This is a genomic window from Segatella copri (assembly GCF_003465495.1).
GTDB lineage: Bacteria > Bacteroidota > Bacteroidia > Bacteroidales > Bacteroidaceae > Prevotella > Prevotella copri_G.
Genome location: NZ_QSAV01000085.1, coordinates 1 through 3,517, shown reverse-complemented (window position 1 = coordinate 3,517; position 3,517 = coordinate 1). Strand labels below are relative to the sequence as shown.

The 3,517-nt window shown below is 38.8% G+C and carries 4 protein-coding genes; all 4 read right to left on the bottom strand.

What is annotated here, in order from left to right; translation table 11 throughout:
* Positions 1-118: 118 nt before the first annotated feature.
* The 4 genes from DWV53_RS14930 to DWV53_RS14920 all read right to left on the bottom strand — a co-directional run bounded on the left by DWV53_RS14930 (position 119) and on the right by DWV53_RS14920 (position 3,363).
* Entirely contained in the window at positions 119-763 is a 645-nt protein-coding gene (locus DWV53_RS14930) for a hypothetical protein (protein ID WP_117729285.1), read from the bottom strand.
* 489 nt (positions 764-1,252) lie between these two features.
* The gene (locus tag DWV53_RS16260) at positions 1,253-1,384 is read right to left on the bottom strand and encodes a hypothetical protein (RefSeq protein ID WP_254954980.1); all 132 of its coding nucleotides are present in this window, start codon (positions 1,382-1,384) and stop codon (positions 1,253-1,255) included.
* Between the two features lie 230 nt (positions 1,385-1,614).
* Complete coding sequence (locus DWV53_RS14925; RefSeq protein WP_118155398.1) at positions 1,615-2,721, bottom strand: RNA-binding domain-containing protein; 1,107 nt, start codon at positions 2,719-2,721, stop codon at positions 1,615-1,617.
* Positions 2,722-2,763: 42 nt separating this feature from the next.
* Complete coding sequence (locus DWV53_RS14920) at positions 2,764-3,363, bottom strand: HU family DNA-binding protein (protein ID WP_118064039.1); 600 nt, start codon at positions 3,361-3,363, stop codon at positions 2,764-2,766.
* Positions 3,364-3,517: the final 154 nt, after the last annotated feature.

The window sequence follows — 3,517 nt, the reverse complement described above, 5'->3', positions numbered from 1 at the left end:
AAAGAAAAGGGTGCGCCATGGACTTATGACACACCCTCTTAGTTTACACTCTCGATTTTTATTTTATTTTTCCCTTTCAAGCAAAGTTATTTAGTTGTGTTTTAAGCCATTAGAACTCTTATTTCTTAAAATATTCTTCCTTTAATTCTCTCTCTACGCTTAGAGGTGGATGATTATATATCTGCAAACGACATACTTCATTCGGTATTTTTTCATAAGATGGTGTATTTTCTATCCATATAAGGTGATTATCATCTATAGAATAGAGGTATTTTGTATCCGGTGTAGTTATATAATCACTAATATTTTTAACATAAAGTCTATTTGCTTTTTCATTATACATATAAGGTAATATGACACTTCCTATTTTTTGTGGCGGAATAAAATATAATAATCTAAAAGAAGTTTTCTTACGAATTTTATAAAAACCAGTACATATATCTCCAACGATGTCTCCAACTTTTAAACTGTCTAATATTACATTTGATTTGCCAATAATATATGTTTTCTGCCATTGCCAAATTCTTTCATTATCCATATATTTATTTAAAGAGTTTAAAGCTACTTTCGGTAAAATGAAATAGTTTTTGCCTTTATATACTTGCATTCTAAAATGAATATTCTCAGAAGGAATATCTATCTTTAACTTTGTCTTTGAATACCTTTTAGAAAACGATTGGAAAAAAGGAATAGACATTATGCAAAGAATGATTATCACTCTTTGCATAATGTCTATTTTATTTTTGGGGAGAAATATTAACATAAGCAGATATGTTAGAATTACTGAGCTCTCTTAAAAAAGGGGCTCTGTTAGTGTAATGTAAATAAAATAAGGTGTACAAATCTGTGAGCTGGAACATGGCACCATTGTTCTTGTTGCCGAAAGCATTGTATTTTCTGATGAAGTCACAACTTATCAAATCATTGAAGGCTTCGGTCAACTTTCCACCAGAAGTGAGTTTTTAGGATTTCATGATGTCCTCACGGCTCATTCCAATTTTCTTCTTGGCTAATCTCCAACAAGTTGATTTCTCGCTTTCTTCCTATTATATTTTGCTGCATATCTTTTGTCGTTTTGATGATGGGGCAAAGATACTATAAAATATCGAAAACTGAGCAGAAAAAGATAGAAAAGTGCCGATACTGGTGCCAAAAGTCGATTTTTTTAAGCACTTTTGGCACCAGTATCGGCACTTTTTGCAGAATTGTTGTTGCTTTTGTGACTTCTATAGTGTTGGCTTCATAATGAAAATTAGCATTTTTTCTTGATGCTTTTGCATGTCATCGGCATTCCACTCATACCCAAATTCTCGCTTGCTGCCAGTCTTGATGCCTTCATCGTAATTGTCCTTGGCATACCTGTAGCATGATTCTGAATTTCCATGGATCTACGTTTATCACTGCATCCCAAAGTAGTGAAGAATCTTTCTCGAAGAGATGAACTTTATTTTTATTCTTTTTTGTGACATAGTTACCAACATGGTTACCGACATAGTTACTATAGCTCTGTTACTAGCTCTGTTACGATTTTACGAAAAGTAACAGAGCTTGAAATGTCTGACTCTGTCGTTGACTCTGTCGTTCAGTACTAAAAAAGCGACAGAGTCGTATTGTTTATATTGTCTCCAAGAACAACAAACCCTTTTTGGTCGTTCTGTATTGCTGCTTAGGACTTGTCGGCTTGTCTGGTACCGTAAGTTCCAGATAATCATGAAGTAACAGTGGCTCGATGAATGCTTTGAAGTTCCATTGTTGATACGTAACACCAATTAAATCGTATATTTCCTTTCTGTATTTTGGTTCTTTGCAGAACTTAAGGATGGATACAACTTTGTCTGTTGCATCTGTATATGTATTATCACCTTCAGCTCTGTTAGTAGCTCTGTTAGTAGCTCTGTTAGTAGCTCTGTCATTATCCAACCAAAAAGTGACAGTGCTGGTACAAATATCACTCTCAAAAGTCACGTCATTTCCTGTGATTTCCTTCCACTCATTCATCATGTCGAAACCATAACCGATGGTTTCTGATAGATTTACCAGTCTGAATATCTTGGCGATAATCGGGTTGCGAGGATTGGAATAGAGATGGTTGCCCAGTTGGGATATAGGCACAGGATAGCCACCGGCATTGAAGAACTCGACTCTGTCGGTATAGATATGAATGCAGGAGTGAATGGTGCTGAATGGATCGAAGTGAGAGAGCATATTGACTAATGCTTCTCGCAAAATCTTAAACTGCGAGCGGTCTTCCACATTGAAGCCCTCGTCGTTCATCATGAATGGAGTATCCACGATGAGGCGCAGTCTCCTATTCATAATCTGAAAATACTCCCAAAGGTTCTCTTGCTCAGGAATGCGATAGGTATAGCGTGTTCGGGCTTCTCTCACGCTTCTGCCTGGAATCTCCACCAAATCCATCCAGAAAAACCTGTGTCCATCTATATGATAAAGCATGCTCTTTGCATCGACTGGCTCATTGAATTTCTGAGAACGCAAGGTGCCCAGGAAGTCTTGTTCCAACTTCTCTGCATTGTCAACTCCGGAGATTTCAAACTTCTTGCCATTCTGCTTCACTCCAAGCACTATCCATCCGCCAGAAGTGTTGGCGAATGCACTTACGGTCTCCCATATATTCTTGGGTAGTTCACTCTTGGCTTCCTTGGCCTCGAAGTCCTCCCATTCGATGTCGTTGATTCTATCTATCAGCTCTTCCTTTGTCATAATAATGATGATTAAATTGAAATATAGAATTTCTTCCTCCCTTCACTTCAAGAAATAGATAGGAGCATGCTGGGTGCCTTCCTTCTCCATGATGCCTTTCTCGCAGAAATGGTTGAGCCACTTTTGTGCCATGTAAGGAGTCAAGCCAAAGAGGATGCGCAGGATGCGAGTGGTGATATAGCGGTTCTCCTGGAGATACTCCTTGATTTTCGCCAATAGCTTTTCCTCAGAGTATTTTGTGGATTGGTTGGAATAGCGAGAGCGGACAAAGTGGACGTTGCGCTGTACTTCCTCCATTAGCTTACCTTCTGGTCGGAAGTTGATGCCGGTGATGCGTACTTCCTTGCCCGTAATCTTCTTGTCTGGATTCTCCTCTGGCATCTCTAGGCTAGCCGACATGGAGAAGTAGCCTATCTCTGGGATGTAAAAGCGGTGTCCCAGGGAGAATTCTTCCACCATAAGGTCGTGAAGCTCTGCCAACACCGCAGCCACATCTCCCTTGGTGAGTGAGCAGCGGTTCTGGATTTTCTCTTGCAGTTGCTTCTCGGTCATAGGTTCATGCTGCACGATTCGAACGTATTGGCGCTTTTCTCCTGTGCCCTGGGCATTGTTGAGAGTGTAAATGTCATATTTCAGTTCCATATTTCTTGTTGTTTGATGGTTCGTTGTTTTCTATTTTCTTTGTCTTCTATGAAAGATGATGCAAATATATATAATAATGTGATAACTTGTATCTTTTGGTGTAAACTATTAGGCAGGGCAAACGCATTAAATTGCGCTGCCCTCCAAAAGTTTT

What these genes read in the sequence shown, in the direction of transcription:
- DWV53_RS14930 (WP_117729285.1), bottom strand. Translation starts at nt 763, where the DNA reads ATGTTAATATTTCTCCCCAAAAATAAAATAGACATTATGCAAAGAGTG.
- DWV53_RS14925 (WP_118155398.1), bottom strand. Translation starts at nt 2,721, where the DNA reads ATGACAAAGGAAGAGCTGATAGATAGAATCAACGACATCGAATGGGAG.
- DWV53_RS16260 (WP_254954980.1), bottom strand. Translation starts at nt 1,384, where the DNA reads ATGGAAATTCAGAATCATGCTACAGGTATGCCAAGGACAATTACGATG.
- DWV53_RS14920 (WP_118064039.1), bottom strand. Translation starts at nt 3,363, where the DNA reads ATGGAACTGAAATATGACATTTACACTCTCAACAATGCCCAGGGCACA.